We start from the raw sequence: 1,772 nt of genomic DNA on the forward strand, positions 1-1,772 counted from the left end.
CTGATAAGGACCAACACAAGCAGCATGACTCTTCAAATACTGATTTCCCAAATCACCATCTTTTTCGTGTTTCATAATCGTGTTACGATCAAGCAAAGCTGTTGCAGGACTTGCAACAATATTATTAAGAATAAGTTCTGCTGGATAAGGTTTATCAAATTTCATCACAACTGTTTTCTTATCAGGAGCTTGCAAAGCATCATCAACATTTTGTTCTACAATTCCATATTCATTAAAAATTGCCGCATTACCCATCTTCAATTTGACAACCCGCTTCATACCCCAAACAAGATCATTGGCATTGGCTGATCTGCCATTATTAAACTTCAAACCATCACGCAAATGAAAAGTAATCATCGTACTGTGATCATCACCTGAAACATCCCAATGCGTTGCTAAAGCAGGAACCATTTTAGCAGGATCATCTGTCGCAGTACTCACCAAGTTATCACAAACATTGCGAACAATTTCACTTCCATAAACATCATTGAGCTGCGCAGGATCAAACGTACTGATTGCATCAAGATTCCAAGCCATCACAAGGGTATCAGCCGGTGTTTTTGCTGAAACCTGTTGTCCAACTACCCCCAGTGCAATAAAAGCAGAAACAAGAAAGCTGCTCCCTTTCAATATTTTTTTCTTCAAGTTCATAACTTTTCCTTTTAAATAAAGTTTATTATATAAATTTCCCACGCAACAAGAACATGCTTAATCATAAGGTTAGACGATCCATAGGCCCCTAAAACAAAGTATTAAAACTTTCAAACAGCACCACTTTCCAACCTTTTCTCCTGTCCATACTTAACAAGCCCCCAATATGCACCGAAAAGCAATTTAATATATGATGAATGACATAACCCATCACAAATCTATTGATAATATTACAACGTCTACCATTGAACGCGATAAGACAAAGACTTCTTCTCTATTATCAGGCAAGCTTGTCACTTCTTTCTTCTAGCGTTTTTATGCCATCAAAGGGCTCTCCCCTGTTAACTCAAGCGCCTTAATAACGAAGAACCCTAATAATAATTTGATATTTTAACAAAACAGAAAAATTCACCCATCGGCTAACATGAAACACCTCTACCCCTTCTGCAAGAGGAATTTTGAATTTTTCCATAATTCCCCACTAAATAACGGCTTCTAATTATATCTTATTTCCAAATAAAAGGAGCACGGGCACCACAAACCTCTTACATTCCCTCACGCGGATATACATAACAAAACTTTTTTCAATATCGTATTTTTAATATCTTTGCTCCTTTAACAACACTCAATTCATTGCTTATCATTGCTTACATTTTTTCAGAAAAAAAGATCTTTTCAATGCACCAAGGTTGAAATATCTAAATATAATACTTATATAAGCACACCCTTATTAGAATAGATAGTCTTTTTTTAAGTAAACTGTCTTGAAATATTATTTCTATACACGACAATAATAAGTTCGTTACAAAATCTTCAATATACTAGAACTCTCACTCTGATGTGAAATATCGAAACGTTATAAAATTTCTCTACAAATTCTCAGAAACGAAAGAATATCCCTTTATTTAATAAAAAATGGCCATGAAAATATCGCAAAAAATGCAATAAAACATGTGTATATTTCAAAAACCAGCACCGTTAACCAGACTAAGGTGATAAACTCAAAAAGTAAGAAAAAATAAAAAAATGTTTTTCCTTTATGATAATAACATCGCTGTACCATGATAATACAATAAAAAACACGATCTTTGAAAGTATATTAAAATGAAGCGAAAAAAAAA

General features: G+C 33.9%; 1 protein-coding gene. It reads right to left on the reverse strand.

Going from position 1 to position 1,772, the window contains the following annotated elements; genetic code table 11:
- Positions 1-651, reverse strand: a 651-nt coding sequence (locus ACFILH_RS02210) for an ABC transporter substrate-binding protein (protein ID WP_375667296.1), incomplete at its 3' end; no start/stop codon positions are given.
- Positions 652-1,772: the final 1,121 nt, after the last annotated feature.

The organism is Bartonella sp. CL435QHHD (genome assembly GCF_042195095.1).
Classification (GTDB): Bacteria; Pseudomonadota; Alphaproteobacteria; order Rhizobiales; family Rhizobiaceae; genus Bartonella.